The 26,397-nt window shown below is 65.4% G+C and carries 24 protein-coding genes; 8 read left to right on the top strand and 16 right to left on the bottom strand.

The window, feature by feature from the left end; translation table 11 throughout:
• Window positions 1-78: 78 nt before the first annotated feature.
• Window positions 79-1,968, bottom strand: a complete 1,890-nt coding sequence (gene mnmC, locus CAL19_RS02525) for an FAD-dependent 5-carboxymethylaminomethyl-2-thiouridine(34) oxidoreductase MnmC (protein WP_094795941.1) — start codon at window positions 1,966-1,968, stop codon at window positions 79-81.
• A gap of 146 nt (window positions 1,969-2,114) precedes the next feature.
• Between mnmC and CAL19_RS02520 the strand changes: the two genes are divergently transcribed.
• Complete coding sequence (locus tag CAL19_RS02520) at window positions 2,115-2,987, top strand: inositol monophosphatase family protein (RefSeq protein WP_094795940.1); 873 nt, start codon at window positions 2,115-2,117, stop codon at window positions 2,985-2,987.
• Window positions 2,988-2,993: 6 nt separating this feature from the next.
• Here the strand turns inward: CAL19_RS02520 and CAL19_RS02515 are convergent, their stop codons facing one another.
• On the bottom strand, window positions 2,994-4,679 hold the full coding sequence (locus CAL19_RS02515) for an AMP-binding protein (protein ID WP_026641052.1): 1,686 nt from the start codon (window positions 4,677-4,679) through the stop codon (window positions 2,994-2,996).
• 81 nt (window positions 4,680-4,760) lie between these two features.
• Here CAL19_RS02515 and CAL19_RS02510 point away from each other — a divergent pair, with 81 nt between their 5' ends.
• Entirely contained in the window at window positions 4,761-5,969 is a 1,209-nt protein-coding gene (locus CAL19_RS02510) for a M20 aminoacylase family protein (protein WP_026641053.1), read from the top strand.
• On the opposite strand, the gene CAL19_RS02505 is transcribed toward CAL19_RS02510, so the two are convergent.
• Window positions 5,970-6,863: a LysR family transcriptional regulator gene (locus tag CAL19_RS02505; RefSeq protein WP_094795939.1), complete on the bottom strand. Its 894-nt coding sequence runs from the start codon at window positions 6,861-6,863 to the stop codon at window positions 5,970-5,972.
• 110 nt (window positions 6,864-6,973) lie between these two features.
• Between CAL19_RS02505 and CAL19_RS02500 the strand changes: the two genes are divergently transcribed.
• The gene (locus tag CAL19_RS02500; protein ID WP_094795938.1) at window positions 6,974-8,017 is read left to right on the top strand and encodes a YeiH family protein; all 1,044 of its coding nucleotides are present in this window, start codon (window positions 6,974-6,976) and stop codon (window positions 8,015-8,017) included.
• 26 nt (window positions 8,018-8,043) lie between these two features.
• On the opposite strand, the gene CAL19_RS02495 is transcribed toward CAL19_RS02500, so the two are convergent.
• From CAL19_RS02495 to CAL19_RS02480, 4 genes are all read right to left on the bottom strand, one after another.
• Window positions 8,044-8,919 carry a fumarylacetoacetate hydrolase family protein gene (locus tag CAL19_RS02495; protein WP_026641056.1) on the bottom strand — a complete coding sequence of 292 codons (876 nt, stop codon included), beginning with the start codon at window positions 8,917-8,919 and terminating at the stop codon, window positions 8,044-8,046.
• 98 nt (window positions 8,920-9,017) lie between these two features.
• The gene (locus CAL19_RS02490) at window positions 9,018-9,413 is read right to left on the bottom strand and encodes a RidA family protein (protein WP_170940277.1); all 396 of its coding nucleotides are present in this window, start codon (window positions 9,411-9,413) and stop codon (window positions 9,018-9,020) included.
• 56 nt (window positions 9,414-9,469) lie between these two features.
• The gene (locus CAL19_RS02485) at window positions 9,470-10,450 is read right to left on the bottom strand and encodes a Bug family tripartite tricarboxylate transporter substrate binding protein (RefSeq protein WP_094795937.1); all 981 of its coding nucleotides are present in this window, start codon (window positions 10,448-10,450) and stop codon (window positions 9,470-9,472) included.
• Between the two features lie 28 nt (window positions 10,451-10,478).
• Window positions 10,479-11,171, bottom strand: a complete 693-nt coding sequence (locus CAL19_RS02480) for a molybdate ABC transporter substrate-binding protein (RefSeq protein ID WP_094795936.1) — start codon at window positions 11,169-11,171, stop codon at window positions 10,479-10,481.
• Between the two features lie 216 nt (window positions 11,172-11,387).
• Between CAL19_RS02480 and CAL19_RS02475 the strand changes: the two genes are divergently transcribed.
• From CAL19_RS02475 to mgtE, 3 genes are all read left to right on the top strand, one after another.
• Window positions 11,388-12,086 (top strand): FadR/GntR family transcriptional regulator, encoded by a 699-nt coding sequence (locus CAL19_RS02475; protein WP_026641059.1) that lies wholly within the window; start codon window positions 11,388-11,390, stop codon window positions 12,084-12,086.
• A 125-nt stretch (window positions 12,087-12,211) separates the two neighbouring features.
• Window positions 12,212-12,619: an acyl-CoA thioesterase gene (locus CAL19_RS02470; RefSeq protein ID WP_026641060.1), complete on the top strand. Its 408-nt coding sequence runs from the start codon at window positions 12,212-12,214 to the stop codon at window positions 12,617-12,619.
• 26 nt (window positions 12,620-12,645) lie between these two features.
• Window positions 12,646-14,121 carry a magnesium transporter gene (mgtE, locus tag CAL19_RS02465; RefSeq protein ID WP_094795935.1) on the top strand — a complete coding sequence of 492 codons (1,476 nt, stop codon included), beginning with the start codon at window positions 12,646-12,648 and terminating at the stop codon, window positions 14,119-14,121.
• Between the two features lie 18 nt (window positions 14,122-14,139).
• On the opposite strand, the gene CAL19_RS02460 is transcribed toward mgtE, so the two are convergent.
• Both CAL19_RS02460 and CAL19_RS02455 read right to left on the bottom strand, forming a co-directional pair.
• Window positions 14,140-14,607, bottom strand: a complete 468-nt coding sequence (locus CAL19_RS02460) for an Lrp/AsnC family transcriptional regulator (protein WP_026641062.1) — start codon at window positions 14,605-14,607, stop codon at window positions 14,140-14,142.
• A gap of 26 nt (window positions 14,608-14,633) precedes the next feature.
• Complete coding sequence (locus tag CAL19_RS02455; protein WP_094795934.1) at window positions 14,634-15,896, bottom strand: D-amino acid dehydrogenase; 1,263 nt, start codon at window positions 15,894-15,896, stop codon at window positions 14,634-14,636.
• 191 nt (window positions 15,897-16,087) lie between these two features.
• Between CAL19_RS02455 and CAL19_RS02450 the strand changes: the two genes are divergently transcribed.
• Window positions 16,088-16,621, top strand: coding sequence for a cysteine dioxygenase family protein (locus tag CAL19_RS02450; protein ID WP_094795933.1), 534 nt, complete (start codon window positions 16,088-16,090; stop codon window positions 16,619-16,621).
• 15 nt (window positions 16,622-16,636) lie between these two features.
• Here the strand turns inward: CAL19_RS02450 and CAL19_RS02445 are convergent, their stop codons facing one another.
• The 3 genes from CAL19_RS02445 to CAL19_RS02435 all read right to left on the bottom strand — a co-directional run bounded on the left by CAL19_RS02445 (window position 16,637) and on the right by CAL19_RS02435 (window position 21,274).
• Entirely contained in the window at window positions 16,637-17,356 is a 720-nt protein-coding gene (locus tag CAL19_RS02445) for a VOC family protein (RefSeq protein ID WP_026641065.1), read from the bottom strand.
• Between the two features lie 10 nt (window positions 17,357-17,366).
• Window positions 17,367-20,126, bottom strand: coding sequence for a preprotein translocase subunit SecA (gene secA, locus CAL19_RS02440; RefSeq protein WP_026641066.1), 2,760 nt, complete (start codon window positions 20,124-20,126; stop codon window positions 17,367-17,369).
• 161 nt (window positions 20,127-20,287) lie between these two features.
• Entirely contained in the window at window positions 20,288-21,274 is a 987-nt protein-coding gene (locus tag CAL19_RS02435) for a M23 family metallopeptidase (protein WP_170941506.1), read from the bottom strand.
• A gap of 42 nt (window positions 21,275-21,316) precedes the next feature.
• Here CAL19_RS02435 and CAL19_RS02430 point away from each other — a divergent pair, with 42 nt between their 5' ends.
• Entirely contained in the window at window positions 21,317-21,808 is a 492-nt protein-coding gene (locus tag CAL19_RS02430) for a flagellar hook-length control protein FliK (protein WP_026641068.1), read from the top strand.
• A gap of 7 nt (window positions 21,809-21,815) precedes the next feature.
• Here the strand turns inward: CAL19_RS02430 and lpxC are convergent, their stop codons facing one another.
• From lpxC to CAL19_RS02410, 4 genes are all read right to left on the bottom strand, one after another.
• Window positions 21,816-22,739 (bottom strand): UDP-3-O-acyl-N-acetylglucosamine deacetylase, encoded by a 924-nt coding sequence (gene lpxC / locus CAL19_RS02425; RefSeq protein WP_094795932.1) that lies wholly within the window; start codon window positions 22,737-22,739, stop codon window positions 21,816-21,818.
• Between the two features lie 222 nt (window positions 22,740-22,961).
• A complete protein-coding gene (gene ftsZ / locus CAL19_RS02420; RefSeq protein ID WP_026641070.1) occupies window positions 22,962-24,143 on the bottom strand; it encodes a cell division protein FtsZ in 1,182 nt (393 codons plus the stop codon).
• A gap of 192 nt (window positions 24,144-24,335) precedes the next feature.
• Window positions 24,336-25,562, bottom strand: a complete 1,227-nt coding sequence (ftsA, locus tag CAL19_RS02415; RefSeq protein WP_026641071.1) for a cell division protein FtsA — start codon at window positions 25,560-25,562, stop codon at window positions 24,336-24,338.
• A 4-nt stretch (window positions 25,563-25,566) separates the two neighbouring features.
• Window positions 25,567-26,391 (bottom strand): cell division protein FtsQ/DivIB, encoded by an 825-nt coding sequence (locus CAL19_RS02410; protein ID WP_026641072.1) that lies wholly within the window; start codon window positions 26,389-26,391, stop codon window positions 25,567-25,569.
• Between the last annotated feature and the right edge of the window lie 6 nt (window positions 26,392-26,397).

The following is a 26,397-nucleotide window of genomic DNA, read 5'->3' as shown; positions in this document are numbered from 1 at the left end:
CTACCTTGCCGGAAGTCGTCCGGGGCCGTATATGGCCGGGTTTTACGCGCATCATCTGCCATCACGGCCGCTTCTGCGCTAGCGGGGCGCGACGGCCGCCAGCAGGTCAGCGGCCAGCGGCAAGGGTTCGTCGTGCAGCCCGGCGGCAATCAGGTCACCGGCCAGGGCCGACCATGTCAGCCCGCGAGACGCGTATCCGGCCGCCAGCCAGACGCCGGGCGCGTGTGCAAGGGGCCCGATGGCGGGCAGCCGGCCCGGCAGCACCGCGCGCCACCCCGCCCACCCTGGCAACTGGCCGGGGGTCAGCTCCGACCGGTCGGCCGGCCATTGGTCCAGCAGCCGCGCCGCCTTGTGCAGCACGGCCTGCTGGCCGGCGTCGCTGACGACGGCCGCGGCGGCGCCGTGCTCGTATGTACTGCCAGCCACGCACCACCCGTCCAGGGCCGGCAGCAAATACCCTTCACCCCCGACGATGCAGCGTGGCCCGCCGTCAAGGGCATGCGCAGGCAGCAAGGTGACTTCGCCCGCCAGCGCATGCATCTGCGCCATGCGCGGCAGCGGCTCCAGCAATCCGGAAGCGCGCAGCAGCGCCTGCGCGCCGAACGCGTTGGCCAGTACCACCGTGGCGCCCTGCCCCAGCAGCCGCCCCCCCGCGTCCAGCACCTTCCATGCGGAACCGCATTGGCGCAGCGCCGCGGCCTGTCCGGTCACCATGCGCACCCCGGGCATATCGAGCAGCGCCGCCGCCAGCGCGGCGGGCCGCACCAGCAGGCCATCGGCAAAGAACAGGCCGCCGCGCGACACCGGCACCCCTGCCAGGGCCGCCGCTTCGTCGCGCGTGACGGCCCGCACCCAATCCGCCGGGAACTGCAACAATCGCAAGGTTTCGGCCAGGGCCGCGGTGCGCCCCGCATCGCGTTCGAGCTGTACCGTGCCGCAGCGCCGGGGCGCGGCGGCGGGTGGCAGGCCGGCCCATCGCGCCAGCGCCCGCAGGCTGCCGGCCCGCGACAGCCGTGCGCGGGGGTTGTCGTCGCGCGCAATGACCGGCGTGAGTGCGGCTGCGGCATGGCCCTGATGGGCCGCCGCCGGCCCCGACGCATCGATGACGCAGACAGGCCGCCCCCGCAGCGCCAGCGCCTGGGCGATGCCGGCGCCGGCCAGCCCGCCGCCCACCACCACCACTTCGCCGGCGCCGGCGTCATCGGCGGCTCGCGCCTGCAGCCACGGCTCGTGGCCCGCAATCGGCCCTGTCGGATCCGCCCGCACGCCCACGGTCATCGACCATTTGCCCCCGTAGCCGGGCTGCTTGCCAACCTGGAAGCCGGCCTGCGCCAAACCCCGGCGCACCATGCCCGCACTGGCCCATGTAGCCACCGTGGCGTCGGGCGCGGCCAGGCGCGACAGGTCCCTGAGCAATTCGGGTTGCCACAGATCCGGGTTGCGGTCCGGGGCGAAGCCATCCAGAAAATACGCATCGACACGTGCGCGCAACAGCGGCGCGATGTCGGCCGCCCTGCCGAAAGCCAGCGTCAGTGTCACCGCCCCGCCTTCGAATTCCAGGCGATGCAGCCCCGGCAGGCAGGCCGGCCATTGATCTGCCAGCTGCCCGGCCAGATCCTGCAATGTGTCGGGCGCGACCTGCCCCAGCCAATCGTGCAATTCGGCGCGGCTGAAGGGATGCGCCTCTATCGACAGCATATGCAGCCGCCGCGGCCTGGCCCCATCCTGCCGCCAAGCCTGCCACAGCGCCAGGAAGTTCAGCCCCAGCCCGAAACCGGTTTCGCATACGGTAAAGGCCGGCCTGCCGCGCCAACGCTGCGGCAGGCCGTTGCCCCTCAGGAAAACGTGTTCGGCCTGCCCGAGCGCGCTCGAAATGTTGTGATAGACATCGCCATAGGCGGCGCTGCGCAGGCGCCCGTCGGGGCCGAGGCTGGCGGCGGGAGGTGTCAGGGGAACGTAGGAAGACATGAATCTCGACGGCAGTATGCAAATACCTGAATGCCCGCCAGAATAACCAAAGCGACAAGCGTGTTACGTTGGCTGAAAGCCACGCCGCGCGACTGTATTTGGCGCAGTGCGATAAGCTCGTTGCCACAAAGGCTTACACTGGATTTATGCCGACGACCGATTCTCCCCCGACCCAGGCGGCGCCCCTGGACCTGGCATCCGCCATCGACACGGCCGTTTCGGCGGCCCACACCGGCGCCGCCGTCCTGCAATCGTACGCGCACCATCGTGCCGACCTGGTGATCGATCACAAGGCCCGCAACGATCTGGTCTCGCAGGCCGACCGCGAAGCCGAAGCCGCCATTATCGAATCCCTGCGGGCCCGCACGCCCCAGTTCGGCATCGTGGCCGAAGAAACGGGTGGCAAGGCCCAGGGCAGCGCCACCTGGTACATCGATCCGCTGGACGGCACGACCAACTTCCTGCATGGCATCCCGCACTACGCGGTTTCCATCGCGCTGGTGGCGCACGGCGGTACACGCGTGTCCGGCGGCGGCCCCCTCGAGGTCGACACCCCCGTCATCGGCGTCGTGTATGACCCCAGCCGCGAAGAGCTGTTCACCGCCGTGCATGGCATCGGGGCGTGGCTCAACGGGCGCCGCATCGCCTGCTCGCGGACGCAATCGCTCAACGACGCGGTGCTGGCCACCGGGTTCCCGTTCCGCGACTTTTCATTTGCAAGCCAGTACATGCCCATGCTGCAAGACGCCATCTGCACCGCGCGCGGCGTGCGGCGCATGGGGGCGGCCGCGCTCGACCTGGCCTGGACCGCCTGCGGCCGTTACGACGGCTACTGGGAAATGGGCCTGGCGCCCTGGGATGTGGCGGCTGGCACCCTGATCCTGCGCGAAGCCGGCGGCGTCTGCCACGACATGCACCGCCAGGACCCCTGGCCCGTCGGCGGGCGCGTGGTGGCCGGCAACCCCGCCATCGTCCAAGCGCTGCACAACATGGTCGCCCCGCACCTGCAGGCGTCCTAGGCGCGGCTAGGCGGCGCCCGATTCGCCGCCCGGCCGCAATTCACGCCGCAGTATCTTGCCCACATTGCTCTTGGGCAGTTCGCCGCGAAACTCCACCGCGTGCGGGCGCTTGTAGTTGGTAAGTTTCTCGCGGCACCAGTCTATGACCTGCGCCTCGGTAAGCGCGGGGTCTTTCTTCACGACATACGCCTTGACCGCCTCGCCTGTGCGCGGATCGGGCACGCCCACCACCGCGCATTCGAGTACGCCGGGGTGCGAAGCGATCACGGCCTCGACCTCGTTCGGGTACACCTTGAAGCCCGACACTGCGATCATGTCCTTCTTGCGGTCGACGATGCGGGTATAGCCTTTTTCGTCCATGATGCCGATGTCGCCCGTGCGGAAAAAACCGTCCTCGGTCATGCTGTTGCGCGTTTCCTCGGGTTTTTTCCAGTAGCCCAGCATGACCTGCGGACCGCGTATGCACACTTCGCCGCGCTCGCCCAGGGGCACGGGCCGGCCATCGTCGTCAAGAATCGCCACATCGGTAGACGGCAGAGGCAGGCCGATAGACCCGGAATACTCGGTGGAATTGGTGGGGTTGACCGTCGCCACCGGCGACGTTTCAGATAACCCATAGCCTTCTATCAGGGGCCGCCCGGTGATTTCCAGCCAGCGTTCGGCCACCTGGCGCTGCACCGCCATGCCGCCGCCCAGCGTCAGGCGCAGGCCCGAGAAATCGAGCCGCGCGAACTCCTCGTTGTGCGCAAGCGCGTTGAACAAGGTGTTGACGCCCGGAAAGATGTTCACGCCCGCCTTGCGCCACGCCGCGATCAGCGCGGGCTGGTCGCGCGGGTTGATGATGAGCAGGTTGCGCATGCCGGCATATATGCCGAACAGGCCGCAGACCGTCATGGCAAACACGTGGTACAGCGGCAGGGCGCTGATGATCGTGAGCTGGGTATGTTCCAGGTCGCGCAATGCGGGCCGCGCGACTTCCTGCAGTTGCAACACGTTGGCCAGCAAGTTGCCGTGCGTCAGCATGGCGCCCTTGGGCACCCCCGTGGTGCCGCCGGTGTACTGCAGCACCGCCACATCGTCGTGCGAGAGCGCGGGCCGCTTGAAGGACGCCGAATCGGCCCGCGCCAGCACGCTGGTCAGGCGCAACGCGCCATCGATGCGCCACTCGGGGATCATGCGTTTCACATAGCGCGCCGCCAGGTTGACCAGCGGCGCCTTCAATCCACCCAGCAGGTCGCCGGGGCCGGTGACCACGACATGGCGCAGCTGCGCCCGGTCGGGCACGTCTTGCAGCGTGCGGGCGAAGTTCTCGAGTATCACGATGACCTCGGCCTCGCTGTCGTGCAGCAGGCGCTGCAATTCGTCGGACTTGTACAACGGGTTGACGTTGACCACCACGTGGCCCGCCCGCAGCGTCCCCAGCAGGCACACGAGATAGGCAGGCACATTGGGCATCATCAGCGCCACACGCGCGCCCTTCTGCAACCCCAGACCCTGCAGCCAGGCGGCAAAGGCGAGCGCCTGGCGGTCGAGGTCGGCATACGACAAGTCGCTGCCCATGGCCGTGCAGGCCACCCGCTTCGCGTACTTTCTGCACGACCGGTCGAGCAGCTGAGTAAGAGACTTGTAGCCGTCGATGGTGATCTCGGCCGGGACGCCTTCGGGGTATTGCGCGAGCCAGGGACGTGTCATATCTTGCCTCCGAGCGTTGTTTTAAGTCATTTTGCTTGATAATACCTTCGTTGCCTCTGGCTCCATATCAACGAGACCCCGATGAAACTCCTGGACCCCATCGTCGCCTGGCACCGTGATATCGCCGAGATCCGGCGCGACATCCATGCCCACCCCGAACTGGCATTCGAAGAATTCCGCACGGCCGACCTCGTCGCCGCACGCCTGCAAGAATGGGGCATCGAGGTCGACCGCGGCCTGGGCGGCACGGGAGTCGTGGGCATTATCCGCGGCAACACGCCCGGCACGCGCGCGGTCGGGCTGCGCGCCGACATGGACGCGCTGCCCATGCAAGAAGCCAATTCCTTCGAGCACGCCAGCCAGCACGCGGGCAAGATGCACGCCTGCGGCCACGACGGCCACACGGCCATGCTGCTGGCCGCGGCGCGTTACCTGGCGCAGCATCGCGACTTCGCCGGCACCGTGTACGCCATCTTCCAGCCCGCCGAAGAAGGCGGCGGGGGGGCCCGGCGCATGATCGAAGACGGCCTGTTCACGCGTTTTCCCATGGAAGCCGTGTTCGGCATGCACAATTGGCCGGGCCTGCCTGTGGGCTACTTCGGCGTCACCGCCGGCCCCATCATGGCGTCGAGCAACGAATTCATCATCACCATCCAGGGCAAGGGCACGCACGCCGGCATGCCGCACCTGGGCGTCGACCCGGTCATGACAGCCGTGCAACTGGCGCAATCGCTGCAGACCATCATCACGCGCAACCGCAACCCGCTCGATGCGGCGGTGCTCAGCATCACGCAGATACACACCGGCAGCGCCGACAACGTCGTGCCCAACCAGGCCGTCATGCGCGGCACGGTGCGCACCTTCACGCACGAAACGCTCGACCTGATCGAACGGCGCATGGAAGAAATCGCCCGCCATACCTGCGCGGCGCTCGATTGCGACGTCGAATTCGATTTCCGCCGCAATTACCCGCCCACCATCAATCATGCGCGCGAGACCGAATTCTGCGTCGATGTCATGCGCAGCATCGTCGGCGCCGACAACGTCAATGACCACGTGCAGCCCACCATGGGCGCAGAAGATTTCGCCTACATGCTGCAGGAAATCCCCGGCTGCTATGTCTGGATCGGCAATGGCGACGGCAGGCACCGCGAAGCAGGCCATGGCATGGGCCCTTGCATGCTGCACAACGGCAGCTACGACTTCAACGACGACCTGCTGCCGCTGGGCGGCACGTACTGGGTAGAACTCGCGCGGCAGTGGCTGGCGCGCCCCGCACCCGGCGCGTAATCAGGCTTCGGAATCGTCGGGCAGCGCCAGGCAGGCCTGCAGAAACCTTTCCGTCGCGCGCGCGCATGCGTTGGCATGCGGCACCAGGATGCTGAGCGTGCGCGTCAAGGGCCGGGGCAGCACGCGCACCACGGCCAGGGTGCCGTCCTCGTGCCGCATGGACATCAGCGACACAAAGGCAATGCCCAGGCCCGCGCGCACTGCCTGCTTCACCCCTTCAACACCGGCCAGCTCCAGGCCGACGGCCGGCGCCAGGCCGGCGCCATCAAAGGCGCGCTCGACCAGTTGCCTGACGCCGGAACCCGGCTCGCGCATCACCAGCGGCTGGTCGGCCAATTCGTTCAGGCTGGCCGCCCCCCTGGCGGCCAGGGGATGATCGGCCTGAACAATGGCCACCACCTCGTCTTGGCGCCAGCCGTGCACGGCCGTGTCCGCCGGCAGGCCGGCCGGCACTTCGCCCTCAATAAACGCCAGGTCCAGCCCCGGCAGCCGCTCCACAATCTGGCGGGTATTGCCATCCGACAAATGCAGGCTGACAGCGGGGAAGCGACGCCTGAATTGCGCCACCAGGCCCGGAAGCAGATAACTGGCGGGCGTCGTGCTGGCCCCCAGGCGCAGGCTGCCGGTGTCCAGCCCGCGCCAGGCGTCCCGCGCGGCCTGGGCCTGCAGGTAAACCTGGCGCAGCTGGCGCGCCTGCTCGGCCAATCGCTCGCCGGCCGCAGTCAGGGCCACGCCGTGGCCGCTGCGCCGGTATAGCGGCTCGCCGAACCAGTCCTGCAGCAAGCGCAGCTGACCCGAAACCGCCGGCTGAGACAGATGCAGCAGAGCGGCGGCGCGGCTGATGTTGCCGGTGTCGGCCACGTAGGCAAAGGTCAATAACTGATCAGGCGTCATGGCAGGCTAGATATCGGATTTTCCGATATTGAATATCCAATTAAATAATTTTTCAAATAATAGGGGCCGATTTAATATTGCGTGAAGTTATTTAGAAATTCCGAATCCGCATGTCGTCCTCTACCACCCTGCCGCTTGCCACCCCCTGGCGCGACAAGCTCAATGGCGTGCTTTTTGTCGCGCTGATGACGGTCGCCGTCATGCAATTGAGCGACCTGCCCGTCATCCGCCAACTGGGCTTCTCGCCGCTGGTGGTGGGCATCGTATGCGGCATGCTGTACGGCAATTTTCTGCGCGGCACCATGCCGGCCGACTGGGCAGCCGGCGTCAACTTCACGGCCCGCAGGCTGCTGCGCATTGCCGTGGCGTTCTACGGGCTCAACATCAGCATCCAGCAGATCGCGGCCGTAGGCCTGCCGGGGCTGGCGGTGTCGGTGGCGGTCGTCGTGGGCACGCTGCTGCTGGGCACCATTGCCGGCCAGCGGCTGCTGGGCCTGGATCGCGACACCGCCATGCTGACTGCCGCCGGCAGCGCCATCTGCGGCGCTGCCGCCGTGCTGGCCTTCGAGCCCACCTTGCGGGCCGCGCCGCACAAAAGCGCCGTGGCCGTGGCCACGGTCGTGCTGTTCGGCACCTTGTCCATGTTCCTGTATCCGGTGCTTTACCACGCCGGCTGGCTGCCGCTCGATACGCAGGAATTGGGCATCTATATCGGCGGCACGGTGCATGAAGTCGCACAAGTGGTGGGCGCGGCCAGCAATATCGACCCGGCCACCACCGAAGTCGCCACCATCGTGAAGATGACGCGCGTGGCGCTGCTGGTGCCCGTGCTGCTGATACTGGGAATGTGGCTGCGCAGCGCCGCCGCCCGCGCCGAGCCGGGCCAGCCCCGGGCGCGCCTGCCTATCCCCTGGTTCGCGGTAGGTTTCCTGGTACTGGCCATTATCAATTCGCTGGCCATCCTGCCCCCCGACCTGGTCACGGCGGCCCGCCGGCTGGACGTCTTTGCGCTCACCATGGCCATGACCGCGCTGGGCATCGAAACCCGGTTCAGCCAGATCCGCAAGGCCGGCCCGCGCGTGCTGGCGCTGGGCCTGATCCTGTACGCATGGCTGCTGTTCGGGGGCTACGGCATCGTCAAGCTGGCGGCGTAAGCGGCGCTGCCGAGGCCCCGCATGGCTCAGGGCAGCACAAAGCGATTCTCGATAGCGCCAATACCATCGATCTCTATGCGCACCACATCGCCGTCCTGGAGGTACTGCGGCGGGTTGAGCCCCATGCCTACTCCGGAAGGGGTACCTGTGGCGATGATGTCCCCGGGATAGAGGGTGACGCCGCGTGAGCAGGTCTCGATGAGCGCGGGTATATCAAAGATGAAATCCCGCGTACGACCGTCCTGGCGCGGCACTCCATTTACCCAGCAACGCACGCGTGTATCGGCCCCGTCGAGCTCATCGGCCGTCACGACCCACGGCCCCATCGGGCAGAACGTATCGAATGATTTGCCGAGGTCCCACTGCTGGTGGCGCATCTGCACATCGCGCGCAGTCACGTCATTGACAATGGTGTAGCCGAACACGTGCTTCACGGCATCTTCGGCGCGGATATTTTTGCCTCCGGTACCGATCACGACGGCCAGTTCGGCCTCGTAGTCTATCTGCCCCGACACATCGCCAGGCAAAATGACCGCGTCGGTCGGCCCGACTACGCACTCGGGCACTTTGGTAAAAACAATGGGCCAAGCCGCCACATCCGCATTGTTGTCCTTGAACACGGACTTCGACAGCTCCTGGGCGTGCGCGTGGTAATTGCGGCCCACGCAGAATATATTGCGCCGGGGCCGCGGAACGGGGGCCTTGAGCCGCACGTCGCCGATCGGCACGCTCTGCCCCACGAGCGAGTCCGCCACGCCGCCCTGGCTGGCCAGATCCACTACGGCAAGCACTCCCCGCGCAGCCTGGCCGGCCGGAAGGTTCAGCTTGGCGATACTTTTCCCATCGGCCGACACGACTCCCACGTGCTGCTCGCCGTTCTGTTCATAAGTTGCAAATCGCATTCCATTCCTTTAATGCAAATACTCCGGCTTGCCGAGCGGCAGGGCCGCGGCAAGGGGTTTCAAAGGGCCGGCCTTGGGGCACACCGGCCGAGCCCGGGTTACGCCGCTGCAATCACCTGGATCTCGACCAACAGGCCAGGCTCGCTAAGGTGACTGACTTCCACCATAGTGCTGGTGGGCAGGTTCGTCTTGCAGAACTCTTCGCGCGCGGCAACGATCTGCTTGAATTCGCGGATGTCGGTGGTGTAGACAGTCGTCCACACCACGTCCGATAACGCTGCGCCAGCCGCTTCAAGACATTTTTCAACATTGCGCAGACACTGCCGGGTCTGTTCCAGCATGCTGCCGACGCCCACTTGATTGCCTTCGTCATCGCGCGCCAATTGCCCCGACACAAAGATCAGGCTTTTGGGCTGGTCCACCCGCACATAGTGGTTGTATACCGACGCCCGCACGTTCTTCATCGACGGGGGATTTCCACGAATGATTGCCATGATTACTCCTGTTGAACCTTGCGAAACACGGCGGGCGGTTCGCCACCGGCGCCGTCTCAGTTGATCTTGATATCGGCCGATTTGATCAGCTCGGCCCATTTATCGTGGTCTGCCTTGATGATCGCTGCAAATGCGTCGGGCGTGTTGCCTACAGGCTCGTAGCCCATGTCTTCAAGTTGCTTGCGCGTATCGGGCTCGGCAAGGATTTGCGTGATTTCCGACGCCACGCGTTCCACGCTGGCGCGTGGGGTCCCGGCCGGAAAGAACAAACCTTGCCAGTTCATGGCCTGGTACCCCGGAAGATTCAGGGCCTCGGCCACCGTGGGCACGTCGGGCAATGCCTTGGAACGCTTGACGTCGGTCACCGCCGCCGCAACCACCTTGCCGGTCTGCACCTGCGGCAAGGCCCCCTGGAAGCCCGACACCATGGCAGGCACCCGCCCGCCGATCACATCGGCAAATCCCGGCGGACCCCCTTTATAGGGCACGTGCGCCAGCCTGATATCTGCCATCTGGTTCAACAGCTCGCCTGCCAGGTGCTGCATGCCGCCCACGCCCGACGACGCGAAGTCGATCTGGTCGGGCTTGCTCTTGGCAATGCGCACGAGGTCGGCCATGGTCTTGCCCTCGAACGACGGGCTGAGCACCCATACGTTGGGTGACTGCGCCAGCTGTGTGACCGGCTCGAAATCTTTCTGCACGTCCAGCGTCACTCCGGGGTTCACCATGGGCGCCGTGATGGTATCGATAGCCCCCAGCAGCAACGTATAGCCGTCAGGCGCGGCACGCTTTACATATTCCGCGCCAAGGATGCCGGCCGCTCCTGGACGATTCTCGACCACCACCGGTTGCCCAAGCCTGGCGCCCAGGCGCTCGCCGATAAACCGTGCGATGGTGTCGGATCCGCCCCCGGCGGCCTGGGGAACAATAAGCTGAATAGGCTTGGACGGATAATCCTGGGCGTACGCCCCCGTTGTCGCTCCTGCGACGATACAAAGCGCCGTGGCGGCATGCCGAAAGAATGCGGTTTTCATCATGGTCCTCGTGGTTGGATGTCTGGCCTGATTACTCGATGCCGGCGTTGCGGCGGTCCGCAAGCGTCTCGGGCCGGGTCAGCAAATCGATAAGCCGCGCGGCCAGGGCCGGCTCGGCGGCCCGGCTCGTGACTGCAGCCGTATAGGTCGTCGCCAAGGCAAACTCCGGCGGCAGCGAGGCAACCAGCCGAACACCGGGTGTGCTGACTATTTCCGAAACCTGGGTACAACCGATCACCCCAGTGCCGGCGCTGGCCATTTCCCGCATGGCGGTGGCGCCATTGGGATACGGTCGCAGCCGGTCAGCCAGCTCCAGATCCAACCCCAGTTTCTTGAGCACGCCCATGAAATGGATTCCCGCCGTCGCCTTTTCCGGATCGGGGAAATAAATCGCCTTCGCGTTTCGCAGGGCGCGTCCAAGCGCATCGGCGTCGCCCACATCCACGGCCGCGTCTGCGTCGCGTACTGCAATGCCTGTGTGCACGACGCCGATTGCCCGCATACTGGCTGGCACGACATGGCCGTCGGCCGCCAACTCATCGACCAGCTTCTGGCTCAAGATCACCAGGTCGCACTGCTCGCCTCGTAGCAACTTTTCTTTCATCATGCCTACTGCGCCGAACGTACCCTGGATGCCGCCGCCGGACTCGCGCATGAAATCGGGCTCCAGCGCCTTGACCAGGCCCTGTGCGGCCCCGCCGCTGAACAAGTGAATCGTGGGCATGTCTTCTCCCTTGGGGGTGGTGAACCTCTCCGGCCGGCACCGCATTGAAGGCGACACGCCAATTGGTTCAAATTGATATTGATTGATCTCGATAGATCGAGAATATATCCCAATTTTTTCTCAAGCCCTCTAGGGGTTACCCTTAAAAACTCCCTCAGCAGCTATCAAATAGCGCGCCCAGTGGTATAACCAATAAAGACCAATTATTGAAACGCCATGTCCAGTGCACCCAAGCTCGTCGTTACTTCCGACCCCGCGCAAATCGTCCGCACAGAATTGCTTGAAGGCCTGAAACGCGGCCGCTGGCCCGCCGGTGGCCGGCTGCCCACCGAGCGCAAGTTGTGCGCGGATTTCGGCGTAAGCCGGTCCGCGCTGCGCCGCGTATTGCAAGAACTGCGCGACATGGGCCTGATCGAACAAAAGGTTGGCAGCGGCACCTATGTCACCGAGGGCGCCGCGGGTGCAAGGGATGGCCAAGAGTTCGAGCCGTCCAGCATCAGCCCCGCCGAAATCATGGAAGCCCGTCTGCTGCTGGAGCCGATGCTGGTTGACTTGATCGTCAGCAATGCCACTGCCGGCGACTTTGAACACCTGGACGAGTGCTGCGCCCAGGCAGAGGCAGCCGGCACGCTTGAAGAATTCGAACACTGGGACAGCGCCCTGCATGAACACTTGGCGTTGGCGACGCACAATGGCTTTTTCGTGCGTGTCTTCCAGATGCTGGCCGAAGTTCGCAACAGTGGGGAATGGGGCCTGCTCAAGAAAAAAAGCGTAACGCCGGAGCGACGCGCCCGTTATCAGCACGAACACCGGCAGATTGTGGCGGCGCTGAAAAACCGTGACGCCGACACGGCCAAGCAGCACATCCTCGAACACCTAGTCAACGTACGCTTCAATCTGCTGGGAAGGGTTTGACCCGGTAGCCCTGCCGAGCATCGCTGTCCAGGTCATGCCGTTGCCCCGCGCGCGCGGCATGCCTCCGCATGGCAGGGCGTTTTCCTGCATAATCGGCCCGTCTCCACCCTGTACAGGAGCGCGCCATGTCTGCGTCCAACGCTTTTACAACCCGGCTGCCGCAAGGCCGCGACCCGGTGTTGCGCGTCATGCCCATGCCGGCCGACGCCAACATTCATGGTGATGTTTTCGGCGGCTGGATCATGGCCCAGGTGGACATTGCCGGGTCGGTGCTCGCGGCCCGGCGAGCCGCGGGCCGGGTGGCCACGGTGGCGGTCAACGCCTTTCAGTTCAAGCAGCCTGTCTTCGTGGGCGACCTGCTCAGCTTCTACGCCGCCATCACGAAAACCGGCACCACATCGGTTACCGTATCGGTCGAGGTCTATGCCGAGCGCCACCGTCTGGATGCCGAAGTCGTCAAGGTCACCGAAGCCACGCTTACCTACGTCGCCACCGACGAAGCCCGGCGTAGCCGGCCTCTGCCCGCCCTTTAGTCCCTAACCCGCCCGGCCGTACTCCTATGACGCAGCAGCCCGCCGCCGCCACCAAGCCGAAGGCGACGCCTCGCCGGCTCGACCCCGAAGACGCCCAGCACGCCCTGGCCGAAGTCCAGGACCTGCTGCGCCGCCAGCAGGTGGTCGAAGACCTGGTCCATCGGCAAGAACAAGGCGACAGCAAGGCCTCGCTGGTCGAAGACCTGGTGCATCGCCAGCACGAGACCGAGCTCGCGGCGCTGGTCAACGACCTGCATCCGGCGGACATCGCGTTCATCCTCGAATCGCTGCCCAAGGAAGAACGGCAGACGGTCTGGCGCCTGGTGAGCCCTCACCATGACGCCGACGTCCTGCTCGAGGTCGAAGACTGGGTCCGCGAATCGCTCATCGAGGCAATGGACCGCCAGGACCTCGTGGCCGCCACCGGCAACATGGATGCCGACGAGCTGGCCGACCTGGCGCCCGACCTGCCGCCCGATGTCGTGGCCGAAGTGCAGAAAGGCCTGACCGAAGAAGAGCGCGCGCAGTTGCTCGAGGCCATGGGGTACCCCGAGGACAGCGTGGGCGCCATCATGGACTTCGAAATGGTGCGTGTACGCGAAGACGTCACGCTCGAAGTGGTGTTGCGCTACCTGCGTCGCCTGCACGAACTGCCCGACCACACCGACCAGGTTTTCGTGGTCGACCGGCAAGACAAGCTGCAGGGCGTCCTGCCCTTGTCGAAGCTGCTGGTCAGCGAACCCGAAACCGAAGTGCGCGAGGTCATGAGCACGGATTTCCTGACGCTCAATCCGCTGGATTCCGACGCCGATGCCGCCGGTGCATTCGAGCGCTACGATCTCGTGTCGGCGCCTGTCATGGACGACCAGGGCCGGCTGATCGGGCGGGTCACCATTGCCGACGTGGTCGACGTGATGCGCGAAGACTCGCAAGAACAAGCGCTGTCGCGCGCCGGCCTGCAAGAAGAAGACATCTTTGCGCCCGTCGCGATGGCCCTGCGCAACCGGGCGCCATGGCTGCTGTTCAATCTGTGCACGGCGGCAACCGCGTCGTTTGTCGCCTCGCGGTTCGAAGACACCGTCAGCCACATCGTGATCCTGGCTTTCCTGATGTCCATCGTGGCGGGCATCGGCGGAAACTCGGGCAACCAAACGATGACCATGATCATCCGCGCGCTGGCCGTGGGCCGCATTACCGGCCGCAACCTGTGGCAGCTGGTCAAGCGCGAAATGCTCGTCACCCTGCTGGTGGGCCTGTGCGGCAGCGTGGTGGCGGCGTTGTTTGCCTGGGGCATATCGAATTCCGTCGCCATTGCCATCGTGATGATGGCGGCCATGATCTGCAACATGCTGGTAGGCGCGTCGGTCGGCGTGCTGGTGCCCATGGTGCGCGCGCGCTTTGGCAAAGACCCGGCCATCGGCTCGTCGGTACTGCTGACATTCGCCACCGACTCGCTGGGCTTTTTCATCTTCCTGGGCCTGGCCACCATTTTCCTGCTGTAGCCACGGCGGCCCGCCATCCTACGGCCGCCCGGCGGGCTCCAGCGGGAGTTCGGTTGTGCTCTTGATCACTTCCATCGAAAAGCTGGCGCTGACATCGAGCAGGTCCACCGCCTTGATCAGCCGCTGATAGAAGCGGTCGTAGGCCGCCATATCCGCCACGACCACTTTCAAGAGATAGTCCAGGTCGCCCGCCATGCGATGAAACTCGACGACGTTGGGCAGGGACGTCACGGCGCCGATCAGGTTCTGCGTCCACTTGGCATTGTGCTGGCTGGTCTTGATCGACACAAAAACGGTCAGCCCCAGGCCCACGGCGCCCGGGTCGACCAGCACGGTGGTGCGTTCGATCACGCCGTCTTCTTTCAGCTTCTGTATGCGGCGCCAGCACGGCGTGACCGACAGATTGACCTGTTCGGCAATCTCGGCCACCGGGCGCGTGGCGTCTTTCTGCAGCAGGCTCAGTATTTTGAGATCAATCTGGTCCATGTAGCGGTCCGCCGGCGTAAAAGGTGTCAGGCATAACGGTCTGCAGTCAGGCCGTCCAGGTCGATTTCCGGCGTGCGCCCGGCCACGACGTCCGCCACGATCTTGCCGGTGCCGCAGGCCTGCGTCCAGCCATTGGATCCATGGCCGCAATCCAGGAACAGATTGGCATAGCGTGTCTTGCCCAGTATGGCCGGCCCGTCGGGTGTCATGGGGCGCAGCCCCGCCCAGGGCTGCGCCCCATCCAGGTCCAGGCCTTGCGGAAACCATTCGCGCACCACGCCGGCAAGAAATGCCACGCGGCCGGGGTCCACGGCCAGGCTATAGCCCTTGAGTTCGGCCATGCCGGCCGCCCGCACGCGATCGCCCAGGCGCGAGATCATGACCTTGTTGTATTCGTCCATGATGGCGGCACGGGGCGCGCGGGCATCGTCGGTAATGCGCGCCGTGATCGAATAGCCTTTCAAGGGGTACACGGGCAGCTTCAGGCCCAGCGGACGCAACAGGAACGGCGCCTGCGTTCCCAGGGCCACCACGTATGCATCGGCCGCCAGCAGACCGGCGGCGCCGTCGATGCGTATCCCCTCGATGCGGTCGCCCGCCCGTGCCAATGCGCTGACGCGCGCGCCGTACCGAAAGGTCACGCCCTGCGACGCCAGATAGGCGGCCAGGTCATTGGCAAACTTGTGACTGTCGCCCGAGCCGTCCAGCGGCAAGTAAAGCGCACCCGCAATCGGGGCCTGGGCCGATGCCAAAGCAGGCTCCAGGCGACGCACGCCGCTCGCATCGAGCAATTGCCACGGAACCTCGAATTCATCCAGGGCGCGCGTAATGGCAGGCACGGCTTTCATGTCGGCTTGCGCGCGAAACACTTGCAAGGTGCCGTCGCGGTGATGATCGAACTCGATGGGCAAGCCCGAGTCCGCCAGTTCCCGCAGGCAGGCATCGCTGTAATGGGCCACCCGCTGCATGCGCAGTTTGTTGTCGCGGAAGCGCTCGGCGGTACAGTTGCCCAGCCAGCGCGCCAGCCAGGCCAGCTTGCGTGGATTCGGGGCAAACGAAAAACGGATGGGCGCCTGGCGTTGCAGGGCCATTTTCAACACCTTGCCCACCATGCCCGGCGCGGCCCAAGGGCCGGCGAAGCTGGGGCACAGGCCGCCGGCGTTGCCAAAGCTGGTCTCCATCGCGGGGCCTGGCTGGCGGTCCAGCACCGTGACTTCATGCCCGTCGCGCCACAAGTAATACGCCACGGCGACGCCGGCGACACCCGCCCCCAACACTGCGACCTTCATGTCCGCTCCTGATAGCCTGGTCTACACACGCTTGCGTGCGCGAATTATGCGCTGCGCGGGCAAACGTGCATAGAACCCCCGGCGGTCACGCAAATTTTTTCTAATCCCGCGCCGCCGGCGGGCGCATTTGGCAAAACCGTTCCGGGGCAAGGCGATAGCATGGTCGGGTCAACCTGCCTTTCAAGAACGCCATGCAGCACATCAGCGCAACCACCGTGACTTGCCTGGATTCCCTATGCTTTGCCGTGCGCGCCGCGCAGCGCCAGGCGCAGCGCCATCTGCTGGATATCCTGGCCAGGAGCGCCGCCGACGCACCGGACTTGCTCGAGCACCTGCCGGTGCATTTGCGCGACGGCCATCCGGATACCTACCTGCGTCACATCGCCTACAGCGATCCGCAGGGCACGTTCACGGTTTTCTACCTGGTATGGCGCCCCGGCCAGGCGACGCCGGTGCACGGCCACAAGACCTGGTGCGCCTACCGGGTGCTGCAGGGAGAACTTCAGGAAACCCATTACCAGTGGGACGCCGCAGCGTGCGTGGCCCGCCCCGTGGGCGAGGCGCTGCGGCGGCCGCGCGACGTGGCCACCGCCACTCCCGGCCTGCACCAGATACACCGGCTGCGCAATGCGGGCGACCGCGTGGCGATATCCTTGCACATCTATGGGGTGGCACAGGCCGACGCGCAATCGGGCGTGAACCAGTTGGTGCCGGCCGCCGCCTGAGCTTGCGTGCCGCGGCTACAGCCCGGTGTCCAGCGCGTAGCGCACGCCGTCGCGGTTTTCGAGCACCAGGCGGGCCAGCGTGGGCTGAACAGCGCCCGCGTCCGGAACGACATGCAGGTGCATGTTGCCCAGCGGCACATCCCAGCCGTCGCCGGCGGCCTCGACGGGAACGTCTGCCACTGTTGCCAGCTGCCTGGCCACCTCGCGCGCGTCCGAGGCCCGCACCTCGATGCTGTGAATGCGCCGCGCGCCGTTGGCGTGCGACATCAGCGCCGGATTCCATACACATTCCGGCGTCAGGTGGCGGCAGAAGTACATCCGGAAACCGGGCAGCGGCTGCTGCGAAAAGCGCACCGTCTGAAAACGGGCCTGCACTTCGCGGCCATCGACCTGGGCCGGTCGCGTCAGGTCTTGTACGGGGTTCACCGCAAAACCCGCGTCGTGCAACCGCTGGTAGGTGCGCTGGGCGTCATCGGTGCGAAACACCAGGGCCTCGAGCCCGAACGGCGAATCGGCAATTTCTTTGCGTGCGGGCGGCGCGCCGGGCGGCCAGCCCAGCAATTCGATGTACGTACTGTCGAGTACGACGAGCCGGTTGCACGAACCCAGGTTGTGCACCGACTTGTCGCTCAGCAGAAAGCCCTGCCGTTCGTAGTGTGGCGCCAGCTCGTCGAGCCGGTCGCGCACCATGACCACGGCGTGGTCGAATTCCGTGCGCCCCGCGTCGTGCAACATGGCGGCGCCCTCAGGCCAGCTTGCCGTGGCAGTGTTTGAACTTCTTGCCGCTGCCGCACGGGCAAGGGTCGTTACGGCCGACCTTGGGCATGTAGTTGCGTACCGGTTGCTGGGCCGGGGGCTGGGCCGGCTGCTGCGCCGGCGCGTTGGCGTCGCCCAGCGCCTCGTCGTAGTCGGAATGGTGGTACTGGACGTTCTGCACGTGCGGCTGGCTGGTTTCGGCCTCGGCCGCCTGCTCGACCTGCTCGGCCGTCTGGACACGCACCGTCAGCAGTACCCGGACGACATCGTCGCGGATACGGTCGAGCATGTTCGAAAACAGCTCGAACGCCTCGCGCTTGTATTCCTGCTTGGGGTTCTTCTGCGCATAGCCGCGCAGGTGTATGCCCTGGCGCAGGTAGTCCAGGGCCGACAGGTGTTCGCGCCAATGGGTGTCGATGGCCTGCAGCATGATCGAACGCTCGAACTGCGCCCAGGGCTCTTCGCCCACCTGTGCGATCTTGGCCGCGTACACGTCGCGCACCGCCTGCAGCACCCGCTGCAGGATGTCGTCGTCGGTAAGGTTGGGCTCTTTTTCCAGCATGTCGGCCAGCGGCAGATGGATCTGCCAGTCGCCCGCCAGCGCCTGCTCCAGAGCCGGCACGTCCCATTGTTCTTCGACCGACTCGGCCGGAATGAACCGGCGCACCAGATCGGTGGCCGCGGATTCGCTGAGCCCCTCGACCGAAGCGCGGATGGACGTGGATTCGAGGACTTCGTTGCGTTGCGAGTACAGCACCTTGCGCTGGTCGTTGGCAACGTCGTCGTACTCGAGCAGCTGCTTGCGGATGTCGAAGTTGCGGCCTTCGACCTTGCGCTGCGCGGTCTCGATGGAACGCGTCACCATGCCGGCCTCGATGGGCTCGCCTTCGGGCAGCTTCAGGCGTTCCATGATGGCGCGCACGCGGTCGCCCGCGAAAATGCGCATCAGCGGGTCTTCAAGCGAAAGGTAAAAGCGCGACGATCCCGGGTCGCCCTGGCGGCCGGCACGGCCGCGCAACTGGTTGTCGATGCGGCGCGATTCGTGGCGCTCGGTGCCGATGATGCGCAAGCCGCCTGCGGCCTTGACCGCCTCGTTGGTTGGCTGCCATTCGGACCGCACTTTCTCGATACGCGCTTCTTTCTCGGCGTCGGACAGCGTTTCGTCGGCGCGGATCAGGTCGACCTGCTTGTCGACACTGCCGCCCAGCACGATGTCGGTGCCGCGCCCGGCCATGTTGGTGGCAATGGTGATGTGGCCCGGCTTGCCCGCTTCGGCAACGATCTCGGCTTCGCGCGCATGCTGCTTGGCGTTGAGCACCTCGTGCGGCAGCCCGGCCTGCTTGAGCAGGTTGGACAGCAGCTCGGAGTTTTCAATACTGGTCGTACCGACCAGTACCGGCTGGCCGCGTTCGTGGCAGTCGCGGATATCGTTCAGGATGGCGTTGTACTTTTCATTCGCCGTCTTGAAGACCTGGTCGTTCTGGTCCTTGCGGACCATGGGTTTGTTGGTGGGGATGATGACCGTTTCCAGGCTATAGATTTCCTGGAATTCGTAGGCCTCGGTATCCGCCGTACCGGTCATGCCGGCCAGCTTGTCGTACATCCGGAAGTAATTCTGGAACGTGATGGAGGCCAGCGTCTGGTTTTCGTGCTGGATCTTCACGCCTTCCTTGGCCTCGACGGCCTGGTGCAGGCCATCGGACCAGCGCCGGCCCACCATCAGGCGGCCGGTGAACTCGTCGACGATGACGACTTCGCCGTCCTGCACCACATATTGCTGGTCGCGGAAGAACAGCGTATTGGCGCGCAGCGCCACCATCAGGTGGTGCATGAGCGCGATGTGGCGGGGGTCGTACAGCGATTCGCCCGCCGGCAGCAGGCCCAGCTCGGCAAGAATGCGCTCGGCGTTTTCGTGGCCGCTCTCGGACAGGAACACTTGCTGGGATTTCTCGTCGACCCAGTAGTCGCCTTCGGGTTCGGGTTCGTGCGGCTTGGGCTCGGACGCCATGCGCTTCAGGAGCGGCGGCACGGCGTTCATGCGCACGTACAGTTCGGTGTGGTCTTCGGCCTGGCCCGAGATGATCAGCGGCGTACGGGCTTCGTCGATCAGGATGGAGTCGACTTCGTCGACGATGGCGTACGTCAGGCTGCGCTGGCGCCGGTCTTCGACGCGGTATTCCATGTTGTCGCGCAGGTAGTCGAAGCCGAACTCGTTGTTGGTGCCGTACGTGATGTCGGCAGCGTAGGCGGCGATTTTCTCGTCGTTCGGCTGCTGCGGCACCACCACGCCGGTGCTCATGCCCAGGAATCGGTACAACCGCCCCATCCATTCGGCGTCGCGTCGGGCCAGGTAGTCGTTGACCGTGACCACATGCACGCCCTTGCCGGCGATGGCGTTCAGGTACACGGGCAACGTGGCCATGAGCGTCTTGCCTTCGCCGGTACGCATTTCGGCGATCTTGCCGTTATGCAGGGCGATGCCCCCCAGCAGCTGCACATCGAAGTGGCGCATGCCGAACACGCGCTTGCCGGCTTCGCGAACCACCGCAAACGCTTCGGGCAGCAAGTCGTCCAGCGACGTGCCGTCGGCGTGGCGGGTACGGAATTCCTGGGTCTTGGCCGCCAGCTCTGCGTCGGAAAGCGCGGCGAACTTGGGTTCCAGTGCGTTGATCTGGACGACCAGCTTGCGATACTGCTTAAGCAACCGGTCGTTGCGGCTGCCTATGAGTTTTTTGAGCAAAGAAACCATGCGTGTCGGTGGCGGCACCGGCGGCGCCCGCCCCCCGATGGGCCGGACTCCGCCCGGGGCGGATTGTTATTTGGTTGAGCGGACAACTCCGCTGGGAAACAATCGAGTTTAACGCACCTGCGCGGCAGTGACAGGACCAACCGCAAAAGCGTCGCACCGGATCATTGGGTGAGCGGTTCGCCGGCCGCGGCGGTATCCGGGCCCTGAGCGACCACCGGCGGCCGGGCCTCGGGCGACTGCAGGAACAGGCGGGGATCCAGGGGCTGGCCCGCCAGGCGCACCTCGAAGTGCAGGTGGGGGCCCGTAGAGCGGCCCGTAGAGCCGACGCGCGCGATCTCCTGGCCGCGCGCGACCACATCGCCGGGCTTGACGAGCAGCTTGGACGCGTGGGCATAACGGGTGATCAGGCCGTCGCCATGGTCGATCTCGACCGTATTGCCGTAGCCAGCCAGGTAACTGGCCTCGAGCACCACGCCCCCCGACGCCGCAAGGATCGGGGTACCCGACGGCGCGGAGAAATCCAGGCCCTCGTGCATCGCGTAGCGGTGGGTGACCGGGTTGCGGCGCCATCCGTATGACGAACTCAGGTAGGGATAATCGGCAATGGGCGCGCCGGAGGGCAGCCTGGCCTGGTCGGCCGAACGCCGCGTCAGCGCCACATCCAGCATGCGCAGATTGTCCGTCTGCTGCGTCAGGCGCATCTGCAGCTCGTCCAGACGCCGGCCGAGCTCTTCGGCCGATTCGTATCCCGGGGGCTGGCGGTCGGTGAAAAGATCGTCCATGACGTGCTCGGCGTGAGCGGGCGCATTGAGCTCGGCAGCCAGTTCGGGATCGGTATAGGCCACGCCGGCGACCTGGGCCACGCGCCGGCCCAGGCTGTCGATGCCCACCAGCTTGGCCTGCAATTCGCCCACCTTGGCGGCCAGCATGCTGACGTTTTCGCGCAGGAACGCCGCCTCGCGCCCCGGCTGGGCATCCTGGGCGTAGGCCGCCCAGTCGACCGAATACGCGGCGGGGGCAACTGGAGTAAGGTAGCGCTGTACGGTGGCGCCGATGAGCGCGGCCGTGGCCAGCAAGGCCGCCAGCACCAGGACCAGCTGCGCGCCCCCCAGGGCGAACTGGCCAGGCTGCCCGTCGCGGGCATGCATAATCACGATTTTCAAGGTACGTATCCTGTTATTCGAGCCGGCATGAACAGATCCATTCCATACCGCACACGTTCGGCCACCGGCCGGCGGGAAGGCAACACCGCCCTGGGGTGGCTGGGTCACGATACGCGCGCCGCCGGCGTACTGGCTACGGCACGCACGCATCTGCAAATACAACAAGCCGTGGCCGCCGTGCTGCCGCCTGCGCTAGGCGTCATGTGCGTGGTGGCCAAACTGGAAAGCCAGCGCCTGACGCTGGCGGTGCCCAGTGCCGCCCATGCGGCCAAGCTTCGCCAGATGGCGCCGCGGATCGCACAGGCGCTCTGCGCCCAAGGCTGGAACCTTAACGAAATTGCGGTTCGCGTTCAAGCGGGAATGCCCAAGCCCGGCGCGAAAATGCCGCGCCCGCCCAAAGAAGCCGAGCCCCTGGGCGAAACCGCGCTGGGCGCCTTTGAACAGCTAAAGGGAACACTGCGGCCGGGTCCGCTGGCCGATGCAGTGGCCAGGCTGCTGGCCCATCACAAACCCCGCTGACTGGCCGTCAGGCCAGCTTCCATTCGTGGCGGAACGCCTGCGGGGCCGCCGCCTGGGATTCGTAAGTGACCAATTCCCAGGCATCGCGCTGCGCCAGCAGCGCGCGGGCCAGCTGGTTGTTCAGCCCGTGGCCCGATTTGCATGCCACGTAGCGGGCCACCAGCGGCTTGCCCAACAGATAAAGGTCGCCGATGGCGTCCAGGATCTTGTGCTTGACGAACTCGTCGTCGTAGCGCAAGCCATCGCTGTTGAGCACCCGGTACTCGTCCATGACGATGGCGTTGTCCAGGCTGCCGCCCCGGGCAAGCCCCATGGAACGCAAGGCCTCGACTTCGTTGACAAAGCCAAAGGTGCGCGCGCGGGCGATCTCGCGCACGTAGGAATGGGTGGCGAAATCGATTTCGGCGAAATTCGCGGTGGAATCGATAGCCGGATGACGGAAATCGATCGAGAAGGCCAAGGCAAAGCCGTCGTGCGGTTCCAGGCGCGCCCATTTCAGGCTGCGGCCCTCGCCTTCGCGGATTTCAACCGGCTTGAGCACCTTGATGAATTGCTTGGGCGCGTTCTGCTCCACAATGCCGGCCGAACGCAGCAGGTACACAAAGGTGGCAGCGCTGCCGTCCATGATGGGGACTTCTTCGGCGGTAAGGTCGACATGCAGGTTGTCGATGCCCAGGCCCGCCAGCGCCGACATCAGGTGCTCGACTGTGGAGACGCGCACGTCGCCTTGCTGCAGCACCGACGCCATGCGGGTGTCGCCCACGGTCATGGCCTGCGCCGGCAGATCGACGACTTCGGGCAGGTCGACGCGATGAAACACGATGCCCGTATTGGCTTCGGCAGGGCGCAACGTGAGCTCGACCCGGCGGCCGGAATGGACGCCTACGCCAGTGGTACGGACGAGATTCTGAATGCTGCGCTGTCGGAACATGGGAAATTGTGCGGGAAGCCTGCGCCAGTAAAGATCAATGAAATCACCGGCATAAGTGCATATTGTAACCCTGTGGAGACCCGGGTGCCATGTGCACGTAATATTTGCCGCTGATATGTCCCCTTTTCGGGCGGCACAATGCCGCCCATGACCGGCCCGCCTGGGGAAGGACGGGCCGGCGTCGAGGGAGTCGGGCCGGTTCCCCGGCCCGTTGCAACACCGTCAGTCGGCCTGCTTGCGCAGGAACGCCGGGATGTCGAAGTGGTCCATGCCCGAGCTTTCCAGCGCGCGCACCTGGGCCGACGCCTGCGTGCGCGGGTTGCGCATCACCGACGGCATGTCCAGGTTACGGTAGTCGCCGCCCTGGCCCATCATGCCGGCCATCGGCAGGTTGTCGGTGCCGGTACGCAGCGCTTCGGCGGCATTCTGCACCAACTGCGGGCGCGCGACATTGCGGCCCAGGCCGGTGGCCACCACGGTGACGCGCAGGTTGTCGCCCATCGACTCGTCGTAGGCGGTGCCGAAGATCACGGTGGCGTCGTCCGAAGCATAGCTGCGGATGGTTTCCATGATTTCGCGCGTTTCGCGCATCTTCAGGGTGCGGCTGGCGGTGATGTTGACCAGCACGCCGCGCGCGCCGTTCAGATCCACGCCCTCGAGCAGCGGGCAGGCAATGGCCTGTTCGGCTGCAACCCGTGCCCTATCCGCGCCGCTGGCCGTGGCCGTGCCCATCATGGCCTGGCCCTGCTCGCCCATGATCGTCTTCACGTCTTCGAAGTCGACGTTCACATTGCCTTCGACATTGATGATCTCGGCAATGCCGGCGCAAGCGTTGTGCAGGATATCGTCGGCCGAACGGAAGCAGTCTTCCTGCGTCGCGTCCTCGTCCATCAGCTCGTACAGGTTCTCGTTCAGCACCACGATCAGCGAATGAACGTGCTTGGCGAGCTCGCCGATACCGTCTTCGGCCATCTTCAGGCGCTTGTTGCCCTCGAAGCTGAAGGGCTTGGTCACCACGCCCACGGTCAGGATGCCCAGTTCCTTGGCAACCTCGGCCACGACCGGGCTGGCGCCCGTGCCGGTGCCGCCGCCCATGCCGGCCGTAATGAACACCATATGGGCGCCATTGAGGGCCTGGCGGATTTCCTCGCGGGCGGTTTCCGCCGATGCCCGGCCCTGCTCGGGCTTGGCGCCGGCGCCCAGGCCGGTGCGGCCCAGGCGAATCTGCACCGGCGCGTTGGTGGCCGCCAACGCCTGGGCGTCGGTATTGGCGCAGATGAAATCCACGCCATGCACGCCGCTGCGGATCATGTGCGCGACGGCATTGCCGCCCGCGCCGCCAACACCGACGACCTTGATAACGGTCCCTTTGGTGTTGCTCTCTAACATCTCAAAGTTCATCATGATGACTCCCTCACAAGTCTGGATTTGCAATTCACAAAAAAATTCCCCGACAGCCTATTTTTGTGAGTCGCCTCAAAAACGAAGCCGGCCATGTGGTCCGCAACGGTTTTGAAACGCCTCGGTTCGGCGAATGCCGCCCTGTTGTCTGTTTGGGCTGCAGCCGCCAGGAACAGGCCCTGCCTGCTCCTTTGATCAGTTCATGAACCACTCCTTCATACGCGCCAGCAGCGTCTTGAAACTACCGGTCTGCGCCGCCACTTTGCGGCCGCGCACCCGTTGCATGCGTGCCTCTTGAAGCAGGCCCATCACGGTCGAGAAGCGCGGGTTGCGCATCACGTCCGCCAGGCTGCCTTCGTATTCGGGCACGGCCACGCGCACCGGCTTCAGGAACACATCCTCGGCCAGCTCGACCATGCCGGGCAGCTGCGACGTGCCGCCAGTCAGCACGACGCCGGACGACAGCAGGTCTTCGTAGCCCGAGTCGCGCACCACTTGCTGCACCAGCGAAAACAGTTCTTCGACGCGCGGCTCGATCACCGCCCCCAGCGCCTGGCGCTTGACCTGGCGCGGGCCACGATCGCCCAGGCCCGGCACCTCGACCGCCTCGTCCGGACGCGCCAGCACCTGCTTGGCCACGCCATAGCGCAGCTTGATCTCTTCGGCGTCGGGCGTCGGCGTACGCAGCATGGCGGCAAGATCGTTAGTGATCTGGTCGCCAGCAATGGGCAGCACCGCGGTATGGCGTATCGCCCCGCCGGTGAAAATGGCCACGTCGGTCGTGCCGCCGCCGATATCGACCAGCACCACGCCCAGTTCTTTTTCGTCGGATGTCAGGCACGACAGGCTGGAAGCCAGCGGCTGCAGAATCAGGTCCTGCACCTCGAGCCCGCAGCGCCGCACGCACTTGACAATGTTCTGCGCCGCGCTGACCGCGCCGGTGACGATATGCACGCGGACCTCGAGCCGCAGGCCGCTCATGCCGATGGGCTCGCGGATGTCTTCCTGGCCGTCGACGATGAATTCCTGGGTCAGCACGTGCAGCACCTGCTGGTCGGTGGGAATATTGACGGCCTTGGCGGTCTCGATCACGCGCGCCACGTCGGTGGCGGTGACTTCCTTGTCTTTCACAGCGACCATGCCGCTGGAGTTGAAACTGCGGATATGGCTGCCGGCGATCCCTGTATAGACGTCGCGGATCTTGCAGTCGGCCATCAGCTCGGCCTCTTCCAGCGCACGCTGGATAGAGTTGACGGTGGTCTCGATATTGACGACCACGCCCTTGCGCATGCCGCGCGACTCATGCTGGCCCAGGCCCAGCACTTCGAAGCGGCCCTCGGGCAGGATTTCGGCGACCACGGCGACCACCTTGCTGGTGCCGATGTCCAGGGCGACGATAAGGTCCTTGATGTCACGGGTCATGGCGTTAACGCTTCTTCGAAGAGATGGATGGAGATTTGGATTTGGCCGATTCGTCCGGCAGCGGCGCCAGGGCCAGCGCAAAACCATTGGGGTAACGCAAGTCCGCCTGCGTGACGCCGCGCCCTTCCAGCCGGCTGGTCACCGCGGGCCAGGCCTGCACGAATCGCTGGATGCGCGCGGCGAACGGCAGGGCGCCGGGCAGCCCATGCGGATCGGGCGCATCGGCGCCGGGGTCGCGGCCCAGGTCCAGCGCCATGCCGTTGGACAGGGTGGCCTTCCAGGCATAGCGCGGGCTCAGGTCCAGTTCGCGCACTTGCAGATCCAGCGGCGCGAACCAGCGAGCCAGTTCCGCATAGCGCTGCACCACCAGCCCCTCCGAGCCTTCCGGGCCGGAAAACTGCGGCAGTTCGCTGTCGTCTTCCAGCTCGCCCGTATTGGCCGTAAAGGCTTCGCCCCAGGTATTGATCATCTGGTTTTCGTTCCACAGCGCCAGCGGCTGCTGTTCCTCGATGCGCACACGCAGCGTGTCCGGCCAGATCCGCCGGACGGACGCGCGACGCACCCAGGGCACCGACTCGAACACCTCGCGGGCCTGGTCCAGGTCGACCGTAAAGAAATTGCCCTCGAAACGGCGTGCGATCACGGCGCGCACCGATTCGGGCGACACATAGCGCAGCTCGCCCTCGGCCGATGGTTCCAGCTCGATCGCCGACAGGGTGAAGTACGGACGATGCGCCACCCACACGACCGCGGCCGCGAGCATGGCCAACACCGCCAGCACGGCCAGCGTGTTGGCGATGAGGTTGGTAGTGCGCGCGTCGTTCCACACAGACAG

The organism is Bordetella genomosp. 7, assembly GCF_002261265.1.
In the GTDB taxonomy this organism is placed as follows: Bacteria; Pseudomonadota; Gammaproteobacteria; order Burkholderiales; family Burkholderiaceae_B; genus Bordetella_A.
Note: the sequence above shows the minus strand (reverse complement) of the source record. Positions and strands in the feature narration are given on the sequence as shown.